The sequence below is a fragment of the Streptomyces sp. NPDC004435 genome (assembly GCF_042873895.1).
Classification (GTDB): Bacteria; Actinomycetota; Actinomycetes; order Streptomycetales; family Streptomycetaceae; genus Streptomyces.
The window spans coordinates 162,663-179,060 of the sequence record NZ_JBIAMB010000017.1 but is presented as its reverse complement, the minus strand read 5'-3'; the positions used below and the strand labels follow the sequence as shown (position 1 = coordinate 179,060).

At 74.3% G+C, this 16,398-nt stretch carries 15 protein-coding genes; 9 read left to right on the top strand and 6 right to left on the bottom strand.

From position 1 onward, the window contains the following. Positions 1–4: 4 nt before the first annotated feature. The 5 genes from ACFYT9_RS28260 (at position 5) to ACFYT9_RS28240 (ending at position 5,536) form a co-directional block, all read left to right on the top strand. Entirely contained in the window at positions 5–850 is an 846-nt protein-coding gene (locus ACFYT9_RS28260; protein WP_389168451.1) for a hypothetical protein, read from the top strand. Continuing rightward, a complete protein-coding gene (locus ACFYT9_RS28255) occupies positions 847–2,139 on the top strand; it encodes an ATP-binding protein (protein WP_389168449.1) in 1,293 nt (430 codons plus the stop codon). Before ACFYT9_RS28260 ends, ACFYT9_RS28255 begins: the two co-directional genes overlap by 4 nt. 112 nt (positions 2,140–2,251) lie before the next feature. Further along, complete coding sequence (locus tag ACFYT9_RS28250) at positions 2,252–3,643, top strand: FtsW/RodA/SpoVE family cell cycle protein (protein WP_389168447.1); 1,392 nt, start codon at positions 2,252–2,254, stop codon at positions 3,641–3,643. Continuing rightward, entirely contained in the window at positions 3,640–5,217 is a 1,578-nt protein-coding gene (locus ACFYT9_RS28245; RefSeq protein WP_389168446.1) for a penicillin-binding transpeptidase domain-containing protein, read from the top strand. The genes ACFYT9_RS28250 and ACFYT9_RS28245 overlap by 4 nt, the downstream gene beginning before the upstream one ends. A gap of 13 nt (positions 5,218–5,230) precedes the next feature. After that, a complete protein-coding gene (locus ACFYT9_RS28240; protein WP_389168444.1) occupies positions 5,231–5,536 on the top strand; it encodes a putative quinol monooxygenase in 306 nt (101 codons plus the stop codon). A gap of 60 nt (positions 5,537–5,596) precedes the next feature. Here the strand turns inward: ACFYT9_RS28240 and ACFYT9_RS28235 are convergent, their stop codons facing one another. After that, entirely contained in the window at positions 5,597–6,712 is a 1,116-nt protein-coding gene (locus tag ACFYT9_RS28235) for a ferritin-like domain-containing protein (protein ID WP_389168442.1), read from the bottom strand. Between the two features lie 171 nt (positions 6,713–6,883). Between ACFYT9_RS28235 and ACFYT9_RS28230 the strand changes: the two genes are divergently transcribed. The 4 genes from ACFYT9_RS28230 to ACFYT9_RS28215 all read left to right on the top strand — a co-directional run bounded on the left by ACFYT9_RS28230 (position 6,884) and on the right by ACFYT9_RS28215 (position 10,446). Further along, entirely contained in the window at positions 6,884–7,819 is a 936-nt protein-coding gene (locus tag ACFYT9_RS28230) for a diiron oxygenase (protein WP_376596023.1), read from the top strand. A 74-nt stretch (positions 7,820–7,893) separates the two neighbouring features. Continuing rightward, positions 7,894–8,616 (top strand): TetR/AcrR family transcriptional regulator, encoded by a 723-nt coding sequence (locus ACFYT9_RS28225; RefSeq protein ID WP_376596022.1) that lies wholly within the window; start codon positions 7,894–7,896, stop codon positions 8,614–8,616. A 37-nt stretch (positions 8,617–8,653) separates the two neighbouring features. Beyond that, entirely contained in the window at positions 8,654–8,947 is a 294-nt protein-coding gene (locus tag ACFYT9_RS28220) for a hypothetical protein (RefSeq protein WP_387274255.1), read from the top strand. Between the two features lie 89 nt (positions 8,948–9,036). Continuing rightward, a complete protein-coding gene (locus tag ACFYT9_RS28215; RefSeq protein WP_389168439.1) occupies positions 9,037–10,446 on the top strand; it encodes an NlpC/P60 family protein in 1,410 nt (469 codons plus the stop codon). Here ACFYT9_RS28215 and ACFYT9_RS28210 read toward each other — a convergent pair. From ACFYT9_RS28210 to ACFYT9_RS28190, 5 genes are all read right to left on the bottom strand, one after another. Then, the gene (locus tag ACFYT9_RS28210) at positions 10,419–11,654 is read right to left on the bottom strand and encodes a styrene monooxygenase/indole monooxygenase family protein (RefSeq protein WP_389168437.1); all 1,236 of its coding nucleotides are present in this window, start codon (positions 11,652–11,654) and stop codon (positions 10,419–10,421) included. The genes ACFYT9_RS28215 and ACFYT9_RS28210 overlap by 28 nt on opposite strands. A 37-nt stretch (positions 11,655–11,691) precedes the next feature. Then, positions 11,692–12,315: an ATP/GTP-binding protein gene (locus ACFYT9_RS28205; RefSeq protein ID WP_376596045.1), complete on the bottom strand. Its 624-nt coding sequence runs from the start codon at positions 12,313–12,315 to the stop codon at positions 11,692–11,694. 70 nt (positions 12,316–12,385) lie between these two features. Then, on the bottom strand, positions 12,386–12,793 hold the full coding sequence (locus ACFYT9_RS28200) for a DUF742 domain-containing protein (RefSeq protein WP_376596044.1): 408 nt from the start codon (positions 12,791–12,793) through the stop codon (positions 12,386–12,388). A 5-nt stretch (positions 12,794–12,798) separates the two neighbouring features. After that, a complete protein-coding gene (locus ACFYT9_RS28195; RefSeq protein WP_387274250.1) occupies positions 12,799–13,329 on the bottom strand; it encodes a roadblock/LC7 domain-containing protein in 531 nt (176 codons plus the stop codon). After that, positions 13,326–16,391, bottom strand: a complete 3,066-nt coding sequence (locus tag ACFYT9_RS28190) for a nitrate- and nitrite sensing domain-containing protein (protein WP_389168435.1) — start codon at positions 16,389–16,391, stop codon at positions 13,326–13,328. The genes ACFYT9_RS28195 and ACFYT9_RS28190 overlap by 4 nt, the downstream gene beginning before the upstream one ends. Between the last annotated feature and the right edge of the window lie 7 nt (positions 16,392–16,398).

Genomic DNA, 16,398 nt, shown 5'->3' with positions numbered 1-16,398 from the left:
ACATATGGTCTTTCCGAGACCGCCCGTCCGACCTGGGAGCCCCGTGAGAGTCCGCACCACCGCCCTCGCCGCCGTCGCCGCGCTCGTCGCGCTGGCCGGCTGCGGGACCGGCGGAGGGCTGGAGAGCGACGGTCCGACGCCGACCGCCGTGGGGCCCGTCCGGCTCTGGCCGGAGCTGCCGCCCGCCTCGGATCCGCCGGCCGACTACGGGGAGACGGACACCGAGCGGGTGCCGGGGATCACCGTGCGGAACGCCGACGTGCGGACCGTGGACCCGGTCGCGGTGGTCCGCGCGGAGGTGGCCGCCCACCCCGACACGTACACCGGCGCCGACGGCATGTACGAGGAGACCGCCCGCGCGATCCTCGCCTGCGACACCGCGCCGGCGGCGTGCCCGGTGCTGTCGCCGTACTACCGGGACCTCACCGGGAACGGCCGGGACGAGCTGATCGTCGGGATCCGGATGCCCGAGCAGCAGGTCGCCGTCCGGGTGTACCTCGCCGAGCGGGGCGGGCTCACCCGGGTGATGTCCACCGTCGACCAGGTGATCAGCGTGGAGCTGGCCGGCCGGGACCTGATCGTGCGGGCCGCCTCCGCGGGGATCCCCGGGTACGAGTACCGGACCGCGTGGTCGTGGGACGAGCGGCAGCACAGCATGCTCCCGGCGCGGGACGAGATCGTGCCCGTACGGACACCCCCGGACGCCCCGCGAGGCTCCGGCACCGGCACCCCGCGCCCGGAGCGGACCTCGCAGAGCACCCCGGAGCAAACCCCGGCGCGGACCTCGCAGAGCACCCCCGCGCCGCCCCCGGAGCGCACGCCTGAACCGACCACGGAGCGCACGCCGTGAGCCCCCGCCGGTCCAGGCGGCCGCGCGCGCCCGCCTGGACCGCGACGCTCACCTGGAAGGCCGCGGTCTTCATCGCCGTGATGTGCTGCGCGCTGGCCGCGCTGCTCGGCACCCTGGTGCACGTCTCGGTGACCGGGCAGACCGTGCGGGACGCGCGGGAGAAGGCGCTCTCCCGGCTCACGGACGTGACCCGGCTGTACGAGGCCGGTGAACCGCTGCCGCCCTTCGCCGGGCTCGACCCGCCGGGGCTCCCCCAGGAGCTGCGGGCGCTGACGGCGCGCGGCGAGCGCGGCACCGTGGTCGCCGACGACCGGGGCCGGCCGACCGTGTGGGCGGCGGGCCCCGCGGACGGGCACGCCCTCGCGGTGCGGGTCGACCACACCGTGGGCGCGGGGACCATCGACGCCCTGGACCGGTCGATCGTCGGCTCCTCGATCCTCGCGATCGGGGTGACCCTCGGCGTCGGGGTCGTGGCGGTCACCCGGGTCACCCGGCGGCTCCACGCCACCGCCCAGGTGGCCCGCCGGATCACCGCGGGGGACCTGGACGCGCGCGTGGACGACGCCCGGACGAAGGACCCGCGGCGCCCGCAGGACGAGGTGGCGACGGTCTCGGATGCGCTCGACACCATGGCCTCCTCGCTCCAGCGCAAGCTCCAGAGCGAGCAGCGGTTCACCGCGGACGTGGCCCACGAACTGCGCACCCCGCTGACCGGGCTCTCGGCCGCCGCCGAACTGCTGCCGGAGGGCCGGCCGGCGGAGCTCGTCCGGGACCGGGTGCGGACGATGCGCGGGCTGACCGAGGACCTGCTGGAGATCTCCCGGCTCGACGCCCGCAACGAGACCGTCGACCTGGCCGTGCATGAACTCGGGCCGCTGGTCGAGCGGGTGGTGCGGGCCTCGGGCACGGAGACGGAGGTGCGGATCGTCCGGGACGCGACGGTGGAGACGGACCGGCGGCGGCTCGAACGGGTGCTGGGGAATCTGGTCGCCAACGCCCACCGGCACGGCCGCCCGCCGGTCGTGGTGACCGTGGACGGGGCGACCGTGGAGGTGCGGGACCACGGGCCGGGCTATCCGGAGTACCTGCTCGTCTCGGGTCCGCAGCGCTTCCGCACCGAGGGCGGCGGCAAGGGGCACGGCCTCGGGCTGACCATCGCCCGGGGGCAGGCGGAGGTGATCGGCGCCGAGCTGGAGTTCGGCCGGGCGCGGGAGGGCGGGGCCGAGGCGCGGATCCGGCTGCCGGAGTACGTGCGGTTCGAGGACGAGGACGACACCCCACGGGGATGAGGGGCCGACACCCTCGGGGAGGGCAGGACCACACCCACAGGGATGAACCGCCCCCACGGCGCACCGTCACACAAAAGGGACATACGGCATACGGCTTGCTACGTTGCCGACCATGACCGCGCCTCGGACCACGGACGCTCCCCCGGACGCGCCGCCCCCCGGTGTCCGGGTCCCGAAGCGGCGCGGGATGGAGCTGGTGCTGCTGCTCGGAGCCGTCCTCATCTCCGTCTGCGGCTACGCCTCGGTGGGGCTCGCCCACGACGGCGCCGTGCCGCCCGACGCGGCCCGGTACGGGGCGGGGCTCGGGCTCCTGGCCCTGCTCGCGCACCTCGCCGTGCGGTTCCGGGCCCCGTACGCCGATCCGCTGCTGCTGCCGATCGCCCTGCTGCTCAACGGGCTCGGCCTCGTCCTGATCTACCGCCTCGACCTGGAGACCCCGCGCGACCAGGCGGCCGCCACCCAGCTGGTGTGGTCCACGCTCGGGGTCACGCTGTTCATCGTGGTGGTGGTGCTGCTCCGCGACCACCGCGCCCTCCATGGCTACGCGTACGTCTCCGTCGCCGCCGCGCTCGCCCTGATGATCCTGCCGATCTTCTTCCCGGCGGTGAACGGCGCCCGGATCTGGATCCGGATCGGCGGGCTCTCCTTCCAGCCGGGCGAGTTCGCGAAGATCCTGCTCGCCGTCTTCTTCGCCGCGTACCTCTCCGCCAACCTCAGCGCGCTCGCGTACGCCGGCCGCCGGATCTGGAAGTTCCAGTTCCCCACCTGGCGGGTGCTCGGCCCGATCGTGGCGATCTGGCTGCTGAGCGTCGGCGTCCTCGTCCTGGAGCGGGACCTCGGGACCTCGCTGCTCTTCTTCGGCCTGTTCGTGATCATGCTGTACGTGGCGACCGGCCGCACCGGCTGGATCGCGATCGGGCTGCTGCTGGCCGCCGCCGGGGCCTTCCTCATCGGCTCCGTCGAGCCGCACGTACACAGCCGGGTGGAGGACTGGCTCGATCCGTACGCCTCCATCCGGGCCGGCGACGGGCCGGGGCAGCTCGCCCAGTCGCTCTTCGCCTTCGCCGCCGGCGGGATGCTCGGCACCGGACTCGGCCTCGGGCACTCGGTCCTCATCGGCTTCGCCACCAAGTCGGACTTCATCCTGGCGACGGCCGGCGAGGAGCTGGGGCTCGTCGGGCTCACCGCGCTCTTCCTGCTGTACGCGCTCTTCGTGGCGCGCGGCTACCGGGCCGGGCTCGCCCTGCGGGACCCCTTCGGACGGCTGCTCGCGATCGGGCTCGCGTCGATCGTGGCGCTCCAGGTCTTCGTGATCGCGGGCGGGGTGATGGGGCTGATCCCGCTGACCGGCATGGCGATGCCGTTCCTGGCGCAGGGCGGTTCGTCGGTGGTGACCAACTGGGTGATCGTCGCGCTCCTGGTCCGGCTCAGCGACTCGGCGCGGGCGCCGCAGCCGGAGTCGGCGGACACGGGCGAGCTGGCCAGGGTGGAGGCGGGCCGGTGATCCGGTACATCCGGCGGGCCGCCGTGCTCTGTCTGCTCCTGCTGGTCGCGCTCCTCGTGAACGCGGCCCGGGTGATGCTGGTCGAGGCCGACGAGCTGGACGCGAATCCGGCCAACCGGCGGAGCTCCATCGCCCGCTGGGCCGAGCCGCGCGGCGAGATCCTCGTCGACGGGAAGCCGGTGACCGGCTCCCGCGACAGCGGGCAGCAGCTGCGCTGGGAGCGGACCTACCGCCGGGGCCCGCTGTACGCGCCGGTGACCGGCTACGCCTCCCAGACGTACGGCACCAGCATGGTCGAGGACGCGGAGGACGCGATCCTCTCCGGCGCCGACCCGATGCTGGCGCCGCTGCCGCTCTGGAACGACCTGACCCGGGGCCGCTCCCCCGGCGGCGACGTGGTGACGACGATCCGGGCCCCGATGCAGGAGGCCGCCTACCGGGGCCTCGGCGGCAAGCGCGGCGCGGTCGTCGCGCTCGAACCGTCGAGCGGCCGCGTCCTGGCGCTGGTCTCCTCCCCCTCGTACGAGCCCGGGGTGCTCTCCGGCACCGGTCCCGGCGTGAAGGACGCCTGGACCCGGCTGACCACCTCGCCGAACCAGCCGATGCTCAACCGGGCGCTGCGGCAGACCTATCCGCCCGGCTCCACGTTCAAGATCGTGACGGCGGCGGCGGCGCTGGACGCGGGGGTGGTGCGGGACGTGGACGCCCCGACGGACACGCCGGACCCGTTCGTGCTGCCCGGCACCCGGCAGGTGCTGCCGAACGAGGCCCGGGGCTGCGAGGACGCCTCGCTCGCGTACGCCCTCCAGTGGTCCTGCAACACGGTGATGGCCGGGCTCGGCGTCGACGTCGGACTGGCGGGCATGGTGGAGGCGGCGGAACGGTTCGGCTTCGACGACGCGACGCTGCGGGTGCCGTCCTGGGTGGCGAGGTCCAACTTCGACCACGACATGAGCCCGGACCAGCTGGCCCTGTCGTCGATCGGGCAGTTCAACACCACGGCCACCCCGCTCCAGATGGCGATGGTGGCGGCGGCGGTCGCCAACACCGGGGAGATCGCGCAGCCGTATCTGGTGGACCGGACGACGACCGACCGCGGCACGACCGTGGACCGCACCCCGCGGCGCGGCTACCGGCAGGCGATGAGCCCGTCGACCGCCCTCCAGCTCCAGCGGCTGATGGTGAAGGCGGTGGAGGAGGGGACGGGCGGGAACGCGGCGATCCCCGGAGCCCGGGTCGGCGGCAAGACGGGCACCGCGCAGCACGGACTCGGCAACGCCGGCACCCCGTACGCCTGGTTCATCGCCTGGGCGCAGGAGGAGGGTTCGGGCCGGCCCGCGGTGGCGGTGGCGGTGGTCGTGGAGGACGCGGAGGCGTCGCGCACGGACATCAGCGGGGGCGGCAGCGCGGCCCCGATCGCGCGGGACGTGATGCGGGAGGCGCTGCGCCTCGACGCGGAGGCCCGGGGCGCGCCGGGGCCGCGCGGCGGGCCGGCGCGGACGAAGCCGCCGCGGCCCGTCGGCCCGCCCGGCGGCCGTCCACCGGCGGGGGTGACGGCGCGACCGGCTCCGTGAGAGGGTGCCGGACGTGATCGTCCGAGTGAGCGAGGCCCGCGTCCGCCCCGAACGCTTCGACGCGTTCCACGAGTTGATCGTCTCGGCGGTACGGGACTTCCCGGCCCGCAACCCCGGCCTGGTGGACCACGAGGTGCTGGTCGCACCCCCGCACTCGCTGCTCTACGTGAGCCGCTGGCGGTCCGAGGAGGACCTGGTGGCGTACGCCGGCGAGCACTGGCGGGACGATCCGGTGGTCCTGCCGGGCGAGGAGGAGTACCTCCTCGGCCCCCTGGAACTGCGCCACTTCACCGTCGCACCGCTCGACCGAACGGCCTGAGCGCTCGACCGAACGTCCTAGTCGATCGCCCCCGCCGCGACGGCCTCTGACGCAGGTACGTCAGTCGATCGCCCCCTCCGCGACGGCCTCGGCCACCTCGGCCACCCGCTCGCGCTCCTCCGCCGCGAAGCGTTCCGCGTCGAGCCGCTCGGCAATCTCCTCGTCCTGGGTCATCAGCAGGTCGAGGCTGGAGTCGCCGAGGTCGAAGACGCCCATGTCGAGGTACGCCTTCTGGAGGCGTTCGCCCCAGAGGCCGATGTCCTTGACGCAGGGCACGATCCGGCTGAACAGCAGTTTCCGGAAGAGGTGCAGGAACTCGCTCCGCTCGCTGAACTCCTCCGCCTCCTTCCGGCCGACGCCGAAGTTCTCCAGCACCTCGACCCCGCGCAGCCGGTCGCGCATCAGGTAGCAGCCCTCGATGACGAACTCCTCGCGCTCGCGCAGTTCGGCGTCGGTGAGCTGCTTGTAGTGGTCGCGCAGGGCCATCCGTCCGAAGGCCACGTGCCGGGCCTCGTCCTGCATGACGTAGGCGAGGATCTGCCGGGGCAGCGGCTTGTCGGTGGTGTCGCGGATCATGCCGAACGCGGCGAGGGCCAGGCCCTCGATGAGCACCTGCATGCCGAGGTAGGGCATGTCCCAGCGGGAGTCGCGGAGGGTGTCGTCGAGGAGGCTCTGGAGGTCGTCGTTGATCGGGTAGAGCATGCCGATCTTCTCGTGGAGGAAGCGGCCGTAGATCTCGGCGTGCCGGGCCTCGTCCATGGTCTGGGTGGCGGAGTAGAACTTGGCGTCGAGGTCGGGCGCGGACTCGACGATCCGGGCGGCGCAGACCATGGCGCCCTGCTCGCCGTGGAGGAACTGGCTGAAGTTCCAGGAGGCGTAGTGGCGGCGCAGTTCGCCCTTGTCCTTCTCGGTGAGCTTGGCCCAGTGGCGGGTGCCGTGCAGGGCGAGCGCCTCGTCGGGGGTGCCGAGCGGGTCGTACGGGTCGACCTCCAGGTCCCAGTCGATGCGGCGGGCGCCGTCCCACTGTTTGTCCTTGCCCTTCTGGTAGAGGGCGAGGAGCCGGTCACGGCCGGCGTCGGCCATGTCGTACTCCCAGGAGAAGCGGGCCTCGCCGGTGGCGGGGATCTCCCGGCCGGGGCCGGACGGGGGGTTCACGTAGAGCTCGTGCGTCGACATCGACCACTCCTTCCGGCAGGAGGGCGTTCCCGCCGTCTCCAGCAGGCTCACACGTTGCTGGACGAAGCGTCAACAAGTCGCGCAGGAGGGATTGACGGGCTTGCTGACGGGCAGTCTGATAGCACGTGACCGACGGTAACCCACGTGCGCCACCAGCGAGGTGTCCCCGCCATGAGTCCCTTCACCGAGCCCGACCTCACCCTGCTGCGGGACGCTCTGGGGCCGCTCCGCGACCGCGAACGGGTCGCCGAACGGCTCCTGGAGGCCTCCCGCAAGCACTCCCACGACCCCGACACCGAGCTCGACTGGGACGCGCCCTTCGAGGACGGGCGCTGGTACTGGCCGCCGGAGCTGGTCTCGCTCTACGGCACCCCGCTGTGGCACCGGATGTCCGAGGAACAGCGCAGGGACCTCTCCCGGCACGAGGCCGCCTCGCTCGCCTCGCTGGGCATCTGGTTCGAGATCATCCTGATGCAGCTGCTCGTCCGGCACATCTACGACAAGTCGCTGACCAGCCATCACGTGCGGTACGCGCTCACCGAGATCGCCGACGAGTGCCGGCACTCCATGATGTTCGCCCGGCTGATCAGCAAGGGCGGCACCGGCGAGTACCCGGTGCCGCGGGTCTACCACAACCTCGCCCGCGTCCTGAAGACCGTCTCCACCACGCCCGGCTCCTTCGCCGCCACCCTCCTCGGCGAGGAGATCCTGGACTGGATGCAGCGGCTGACCTTCCCGGACGAGCGGGTCCAGCCGCTGGTGCGCGGGGTGACCCGGATCCACGTGGTGGAGGAGGCCCGGCACGTGCGGTACGCCCGTGAGGAGCTGCGCCGGCAGATGGTGACGGCGCCGCGCTGGGAGCGGGAGTTCACCCGGATCAGCTGCGGCCAGGCCGCCCGGGTCTTCTCCACCTGCTTCGTCAACCCCGCGGTGTACGACGCCGTCGGCCTCGACCGGCGGCAGGCGGTCGCCGAGGTGCGGGCGAGCGGGCACCGGCGGGAGGTCATGCAGGCGGGCGCCAAGCGCCTGACGGACTTCCTCGACGACATCGGCGTGCTGCGCGGCCCGGGCCGCCGCCTGTGGCGCTCCTCCGGGCTGCTGGCCTGAGGCCGGGGCCGGTGAGCGGACGGGGGCCGGGAATCACGGCCCGGAGCCGGAGGTACCGGGGATACGCTGCGGTCATGACGAGCGCCGCCTCCCCCGCGTACCGCCGGCTCAGCGTCGAGGAGCGGCGCGGCCAGCTCCTGGAGGCCGCCCTCGGGCTCTTCGCGCACCGGGCCCCCGAGGACGTGTCGCTCGACGACGTGGCCGAGGCGGCCGGAGTCTCCCGGCCGCTGGTCTACCGCTACTTCCCCGGCGGCAAGCAGCAGTTGTACGAGGCCGCCCTGCGCTCCTCCGCCGACGCACTGAACCGCTGCTTCGCCGAGCCGGCCCAGGGCCCGCCCACCGAGCGTCTCGGCCGGGTGCTCGACCGCTATCTGGCCTTCGTGGACGGCCACGACGCCGGTTTCAGCGCGCTGCTGCGGGGCGGGAGCGTCGTGGAGACCTCCCACACGGCGGCGATCGTGGACGAGGTGCGGCGGGCCGCGGCCGAGCAGATCTTCACGCACCTGGGGGCGGAGCGTCCCGGCGCGCGGCTCGGGATGCTGGTCCGCACCTGGATCGCGGCCGTCGAGGCGGCCTCCCTCATCTGGCTCGACGAGGGCAAGCGGCCCGACGCGGGCGAGCTGCGCGACTGGCTGGTCGACCACCTCGTCGCCCTGCTCGCGGCGAGCTCCGCGAGGGACCCGGAGACGGCGGAGGTGGTGCGGCGGCTGCTCGCCCAGGAGACCGCCGACGGACCGGTCGCCGGGCTCGCCCGGCGTCTGGTGCCGCTCGCCGGCCAGGCGGCGCACCTGCTCTGATCTCCCGCGCCGGGTGCGGCCGGGAGAGACTGGTGGGGTGAGAAGCGAGAACACCCCCTTCCGCGGCGGCCCGCTCGACGGGCGGGTGCTGCCCATCCTCCTCGGTGCCACCGGCCACCCGCCGAAGTGGTACGAGGTGCCGGTGCCGGCCCACGACGGCCGGCCGCCCATGCTGTACACGTACCGGCGCGAGCCCGCGGGCCACACCAGGCGGCTCGGCCTCCAGCGCGGCTGGGTCTACGAGTACGCCCCCGAGGGCCGCGAGCGGCGCGAGCTGAAGTGGCCGTGGTCCAAGCCGACCCCCCGGCCCGACGGGGAGCCGAACGGGTGAGCCGGAAGGGCGCGCCCCGCTTCGTACGGTAATCGGATGAATCCGCGCGCCATGATGCCTCCGGAGCCCGCTCTGGAGGTGGTGGTGACGTGTCGCGAAGGCTGCTGCGCACGGTCTGTACGGGAGCGCTGGCCGCGCTGACGGCCCTGCCCGGAACGGCGACGGCCGCGCCCCCGCCACCGGAACCCCCCGCGGCCCCGCCCGCCGCGTCCGCCCCCGTCGCCTGGGCGGACCCGGCGGCGGAACCGGTGGGGCCGGTGGACCCGGACACGGTGGACGCGGAGGCGGAGGCGGAGGATCCGAGCGCGGAGGATCCGGTCGCAGAGGATCCGGTCGCGGAGGATCCGGTCGCGGAGGACGTGGACACGGAAGCGGAGCCGGACACGGCCGTGCCGGACGGCGCCGACGACGACGCCGCCGCGCTCGCTCCCTCCGGCGGGGACTCCGTGGCGACGCTGCTCACCCGGCTCCGCACCCTCTACCAGGAGGCGGAGGAGGCCACGGAGGGGTTCAACGCCGCGGAGGAGGCGGCGCGGCTCCAGGGCGCCGACACCCGGCGGGTCACCGCCGACCTGCGGACGGCCCGGGAGGAGCTGGCGCGCGGGCGGTCCGAGGCCGGACGGCTCGCCCGGGAGCAGTACCAGGGCAGGACCGGGTACGCCTCGCCGCTGCGGCTGCTGTTCGCGGCGGACCCCCAGTCGGCCCTGGACGCCGGGCATCTGATGGACCGCACGGCCCGTGACCGGGCCTCCGCCGTGCCCCGGCTCCGGGCGGCCGAGCGCCGGGCCGCCGCGCTGGCCTCCGCGTCCCGCACCGCGCTCGACCGGCAGAAGACGCTCGCCGACCGGCAGCGGAGCAGGCGGGACGCGGTACGGAGGAAGCTCGGCGAGGTCGAGAAGCTGCTCGCCTCGCTCTCCCCCGAACAGCTGGCCCGCCTGACCGAGCTGGAGCGGACCCAGACCGCGGGCGCGCAGCGCGAGCTCCTCGACTCGGGCGTCCTCGACCACGCCCTCACCCCGTCGGGGGCGGGCGCCGAGGCGCTGCGCTTCGCGGTCGGCGAGCTCGGGAAGCCGTACGAGTGGGGGGCGGAGGGCCCGGACGCCTACGACTGCTCGGGCCTCACCCAGCGGGCGTGGGCGGCGGCCGGCCGCGAGCTGCCGCGCACCAGCCAGGAGCAGTGGGCGGAGCTGCCCCGGGTGGCCCTGGGCGAGCTGCGGCCCGGGGACCTGGTGGTGTACTTCCCTGGCGCCACCCATGTGGCGCTCTACCTCGGCGAGGGGCTGGTGGTGCAGGCCCCGCGCCCGGGCGGCCGGGTGAAGGTCTCCCCGCTCGCGGCGAACCCGCTGCTCGGGGCCGTACGGCCGGATCCCGGCGGCACGGCCCTGGCGTCGTACACCCCGCCGGTCCTCCCGGAGGGTGCCCGGGAGGGCTCGGACGAGGGGTACGACGGGACGGGGCCCGGCGGGGAGGGTCAGGCTCCGGCGACGGAGGCCAGGTAGGCGGCGGACTTCTCCGGGTCGAAGAAGAAGTGCTCGAAGTCGGCCGGGTCGTCGAAGCCGTTGGCGAAGCGGTCGGCGACCGGCTGGAGCTGTCCGGCCGCGCCGAGCAGGTTCAGGACGTGCTCCGGCGGCGGCGCCAGCATGGCGTTGGTCCACTTGGTGACCGGCTCCGCCGTCTTCCAGTAGCGGTCGAAGGCGGACCGCATCCAGACCTCGTCGAAGGGCCGGTCGCCGTGCTCGACGATGGCGGCGAGGTAGGCGGCGGCGCACTTGGACGCGGAGTTGGAGCCCTGTCCGGTGATCGGGTCGTTGGCGACGACGACGTCGGCGACGCCGAGGACCAGGCCGCCGCCGGGGAGCCGGCCGATCGGGTTGCGGACGGTCGGCGCGTACCGGCCGGCGAGGGTGCCGCCGGCGTCGGTCAGTTCGACCTTGGTGGCGCGCGCGTACTCCCAGGGCAGGAACTTCTCCATGAGCTCCAGCGTCAGCGCCAGGTGCTCGGAGGGGTCCTTGACGCCCTGGAAGGCGTCCACGGGGCCGCCGGGGACGCCCTCCCAGAAGAGGATGTCGGCACGGCCGCCGGTGGTGAGGGTCGGCATGACGAAGAGCTCGCCGACGCCGGGCACGATGTTGCAGCGGACGGCGTCGAAGTCGGGGTGCTCGGGGCGCGGGCCGAGGCCGTTGACGTACGCGACGGCGAGCGCGCGCTGCGGCTCGGCGTACGGGGAGCGGTCGGCGTCCCGGCCGAACATGGACACCAGCTCGCCCTTGCCGGCGGCGACGAGCACGAGGTCGTAGCGGCGGGCGAAGAAGTCGAGGTCGCCGACGGCGGCGCCGTGGATGACGAGCTGTCCGCCGCGCTGGGCGAAGGTCTCCATCCAGCCGGCCATCTTCACGCGCTGGTCGACGGACTGGGCGTACCCGTCGAGCCTGCCGACCCAGTCGATGAGGCGGGCCGACTCGGGGCCGGCGACGGAGACGCCGAGGCCCTCGATCCGCGGGGCCTGGGACTCCCAGAAGTTCAGGCCGAGGTCGCGCTCGTGGCCGAGCGCGGTGTGGAACATGCACTGCGTGGACATGACGCGGCCGGAGCGGATCTCGTCCGCCGTCCGGTTCGACATCAGGGTGACCTCGTACCCCTGGTTCTGGAGGCCGAGGGCGAGCTGGAGACCGGACTGGCCGGCGCCGACTATGAGTATCTTCCGCATGGGCGGGGCTCCTGGCGAAACGTTCTGTACGGGCGAGCTATTCGGGGGTGGCGGAGAGCGCGTGCTCGACCATGGCGAGCAGCGTCTCGACGACGCTGTAGCGTTTCCGCGCGTCCATGATCACCACAGGGACGTCGGAGGCGATCGTCAGGGCCTCCCTGACGTCGTCCGGCTCGAACCGCTCGGTGCCCTCGAAGTGGTTGACGGCGACGACGTACGGCAGGCCGCAGCTCTCGAAGTAGTCGAGCGCCGGGAAGCAGTCGGTGAGGCGGCGGGTGTCGGCGAGGACGATCGCGCCGATCGCGCCGCGCACCAGGTCGTCCCACATGAACCAGAAGCGCTGCTGGCCCGGGGTGCCGAAGACGTACAGGACCAGGTCGTTGTCGAGGGTGATCCGGCCGAAGTCCATCGCCACGGTGGTGGTGAGCTTGTCCGGGGTGGCGGTGAGGTCGTCGGTCTCCTCGCTCGCCCGGGTCATCAGCGCCTCGGTCTGGAGCGGGGTGATCTCGGAGACCGCGCGGACGAAGGTGGTCTTGCCGACGCCGAAGCCGCCCGCGACCACGATCTTCGTGGCGATCGGGGCGCGGGAGTGGTCGAGCTGCCAGTCCCGGGCGCCGTCCTCGGGATCCGGCTCCCCGGCGGGCCCGGGCTGGGCGGGGATCGTGGCGGTGGGGACGGCCTCCGCCGGGGCGGAGGCGGGGGTGTCGACGGCGGTGTCGACGGCGGTGGCGTCAGAGACGACGGAGTCCACTCAGCACCCTTTCGAGGAGCGCGCGGTCGGGCTGGCCGGTGCCGTGACCGGTCCCGTACACACGGATCTTTCCCTGGTCGGCCAGGTCGCTGAGGAGCACCCGGACGACACCCAACGGCATCTTGAGGAGGGCCGAGATCTCCGCCACGGTCCGCATCCGGCGGCAGATCTCGACGATGGCGCGCATCTCGGGCATCAGCCCGCGCGCGCCGGGCCCGCCGTCCGTGAGGACCTTGCGGGCGATCGGCGCCTCCAGCGCGGCCACGAAGGTCTCGACGAGCAGCACGTGGCCGAACCGGGTACGACCGCCGGTGAGCGAGTACGGGCGCACGCGCGCGGGGCGCCGTCCTTCGCCGCGTACGGGCAGTCGGTGAGCGGCGGCGGTCAGCGAGGTCACCGGTAGCTCTCCATCGACTTGCGCAGTTCGCTGCGGACCTCGGGGGTGAGGACGTGTCCGGCCCGGCCCACGAAGAGCGCCATGTGGTACGCGACGACGCTCATGTCGCAGTCGGGGGTGGCGTGCACGCCGAGCAGCGAGCCGTCGCTGATCGCCATGACGAAGACGCTGCCCTCCTCCATGGCGACCATGGTCTGCTTCACCCCGCCGCCGTCCATGAGCCGTGCGGCGCCGATGGTGAGGCTGCCGATGCCGGAGACGATGGTGGCGAGGTCGGCGCTGGAACCGCGCGGGCCCCGGGGGCGGGCGGTGCCGTCGGCGGCCGGGCCCGGCCGCTCGTCGGGGTCGGAGGAGAGCAGCAGAAGCCCGTCGGAGGAGACGACGGCGACCGAGCGGACGCCCGGCACCTCCTCCACGAGGTTGCCCAGCAGCCATTGAAGGTTGCGGGCCTCCGTGCTCAGTCCGTACGTCCCGGTCGCTGCGGACGTGCTGGTGGTGCTCGTCGTGCTCGTTCCCGTGGCGGTCAACTGCGTGCCTCCTCGACTGTGTCCCCCGTCATCTCCTCTGTGCGCGTGGTGTTCTCGGCTGCTATCTCCGCCTCGACGTCCCGGCGCCCGGCCACGGCGCCCTGGTGGAAGCCGCCGAGCCGGCGGCGCAGTGCCTCGGCGTCGACCGCGCCCCTGCGGGGGGCGGTGGGTTCGGCCGGGGCGCGGACCACCTGCGGGGTCCGCTTGGGCAGGCCCTTGTCGGTCACGCGCTCCCACTGGGCGGGGCGCGGTCCGGGGACCTGTGCCTCGTCGGCGGGTCCGCCCTGCTCGGGCACGGTCGGTGCGGGCTCGGTGGCCGGCGGGGGCTCGGGGGCCCGCTCGTGGCTGTCCGGCTCGGGCGGCGGGTCGGGGAGCCGGACCTGGAGCGTGGTCTCGGAGACGGACTCCTGGTACGGCTCGGTGAAGGCGGCGGCCCCGGCCCGCTGCGCGGTCAGGGGGTCCGGCACGCCCGGCTCCGCGACCGGCGGGACGAAGGGCGGCGCCTGCTCGACGGGAGCGGCGGACTCGGAGCCGTACGACTCCTCGAAGACGTCCTCGCCGGCGGCGGGCGCGGTACGCGCCGCCGTCTCCGTCCCCCGCGTCTGTGCCGGGTCCTGTGCCTGCGTCTGTCCCTGTACCTGCGTCTGCTCCTGGAACGCGCGCTCCGCCGCTTCCACGAGCGGGTCGCGGGTGCGGGACGGCAGGGCGTTGGAGTTGGCCTCGGCCTCCGAGCCGGGGAGGTGCAGGACGGGGCCGGTGCCCGCGAGCCGTACCGGCTCCGGGACGACGGCGGCCGGCGGCGCGGTGGGCAGGAGCGGGAGCGGCAGCACCACGACGGCGGCCGTGCCGCCGGGCTTCTGCTCGCGCAGCTCGACGCCGACGCCGTGCCGGGCCGCGAGCAGGGCGACGACGCGCATGCCGAGCCCCTCGCCCTCGAACGCCTCCGGGTCGGCGGCGGCGAGGCGGGCGTTGAGGTCCGCGCGCCGGTGCTCCGGGATCCCTATCCCGGAGTCCTGGACGGAGAGCATGATCTCGCCGGTCTCCAGCAGCCAGCCGGAGAGCTGGACCTCGGCGTCCGGCGGGGAGAACGAGGTGGCGTTCTCCAGGAGTTCGGCGACGAGGTGGCTGAGGTCGTCGGCGGCGAAGCCGGCGAGCTGGGCGTGCGGCGGCAGCGACTGGATGGTGACCCGCTCGTACCGCTCGATCTCACTCACGGCGGCGCGCAGCACGTCGACGAGCGGGACCGGTCCCACGTGGCCGTGGACGTGCTCGTGCCCGGCGAGGACCAGCAGGTTCTCGCTGTGGCGGCGCATGACGGTGGCCATGTGGTCGAGCTTGAAGAGAGTGGCGAGGCGGTCCGGGTCCTGCTCGCGCTCCTCCAGCTTCTCGATGACGGCGAGCTGGCGGTCGACGAGGCCGAGACTGCGCAGCGAGAGGTTGACGAAGGTGTGGTGGACGGTGCTCCGGAGCCGTTCGAGGTCGGCGGTGAGCACGGCGATCCGGCCCTGGAGCTCGGCGCGCTGGGTGGCGAGGTCGGCCTCGGCGGCCTCGCGGGCGGTGACCAGGCCGGACCGCTCGCCGGTGAGCCGGCCGGTGTGGGCCGTGAGGGCGGCGAGCTGCCCGTGCAGGGTGTTGAGGGAGCGGACGACCTGCGCGAACTCGTCGTTGCGGCCGGTGAAGCGGACGGACTCCTCGGTGGCCGGGTCGGGCGCGGCGGCGAGGCGGGCGGCGCCGAGGCGGAGCACGGCGAGCGGCCGGGTGAGGCTGCGGGCCACGTAGGTGGAGACGCCGACGGCGAGGACCAGGCAGCCGCCGAGGAAGGCGAGGCGCAGTTCGAGGGCGGTGACGTCCTCGTCGCGCAGGGCGGTGAGCCGCTCGACCCGCTTGGCGGCCAGAGTGGACTCGACGCCGCGCATCTGCTCGATGCGGGCGGAGAGCGCGGCCTCCAGGCCGGACGGGGAGGTGCGGGTCTCGGCCTCGGTGAGGGCCGGCTGGTCGGTGAGCCGGGCCAGCGCCTGTTCGGCGGTCTTGACCTCGGGTCCCGCGACGGTCCCGGCGAGGGAGTCGCGGGCGGCGGGGCCGGCCGACCGGTCGAAGTCGCCGAGGGCGGCGAGCTCGCGGACGCGGGCCTGCTGGGCGGCGGCGCTCAGCTGGTCGCGGGCGCGCTCGGCCTCCTCCTTGCCCTCGGGCTCCTCGGCGACGTAGGTGCCGGTGGCGGGGTCGTAGCGGAGTTCGCCGCTGGGCTCGGGCTGCGGGACGGCGAGCGCGGCGAGGAGGAGGCCGCGGGCGGCGGACGCCTGCTCGACGGCGCGGCCGAGGTCGGCGGGGGCGCGGCCGGCGCCGGTGAGCACGGGGTCGGCGGCGCGCGGCGGGGTCCGCTCGGCGAGTTCGTCGGCGAGGTCCTGGAGCTTGGCGATGACATCGGTGTACGCCTTGTGGGCCTCCAGGGCCGTGCCCTTGCCGCTGACGGCGACGCGGCGGACCGAGGCGACGCCGGCGAGCTCGCGGCGGAGCGCGTCGGGGGCGGCGGACCGGATCTCGTCGATCTGGCGGTCCACGCGGGCCGACTTGGCGGGGGTGACGGCCCGGCGGTCTTTCTGGGGGCCGGTCTGCTCCTCACGGCCGGCGGCGACGAAGGCGACGACCTCGTCGCGCTCGTCGGCGAGGGAGTGGGCGAGGGTGACCGCCTGCCGGTCGAGTTCGGCGAGGGTGACCAGGCGCCGGGACTCGTTCAGCTCGGTGGAGGCCGTGAGGACGGCGGGGGCGCCGGCGCCGAGGACGATGACGCCGACGAGGGCGACACCGGCGACGAGGCGGGTCCGGACGCGCTTGGGGCGACCGGTGGGGGTGTGGGCGCCGGGGACGGCTCCGGGGGTCGTGCCGGTGGTGGCCCGGGTGTCGGTCCCGGGTCGGATCCCGGTTCCGGTTCCGGTTCCGGTTCCGGTTCCGTCTGCGCTTCCGGTTCCGGTTCCGGTGGAGGCGCCGGTGCCGCTGCCGGTTCCGGTGGCGGGGGTGCCGGGGGTCGGCGGCTCACCGGGGGTCTGGCTCCGCGCGCCGTTCATGCTCCGA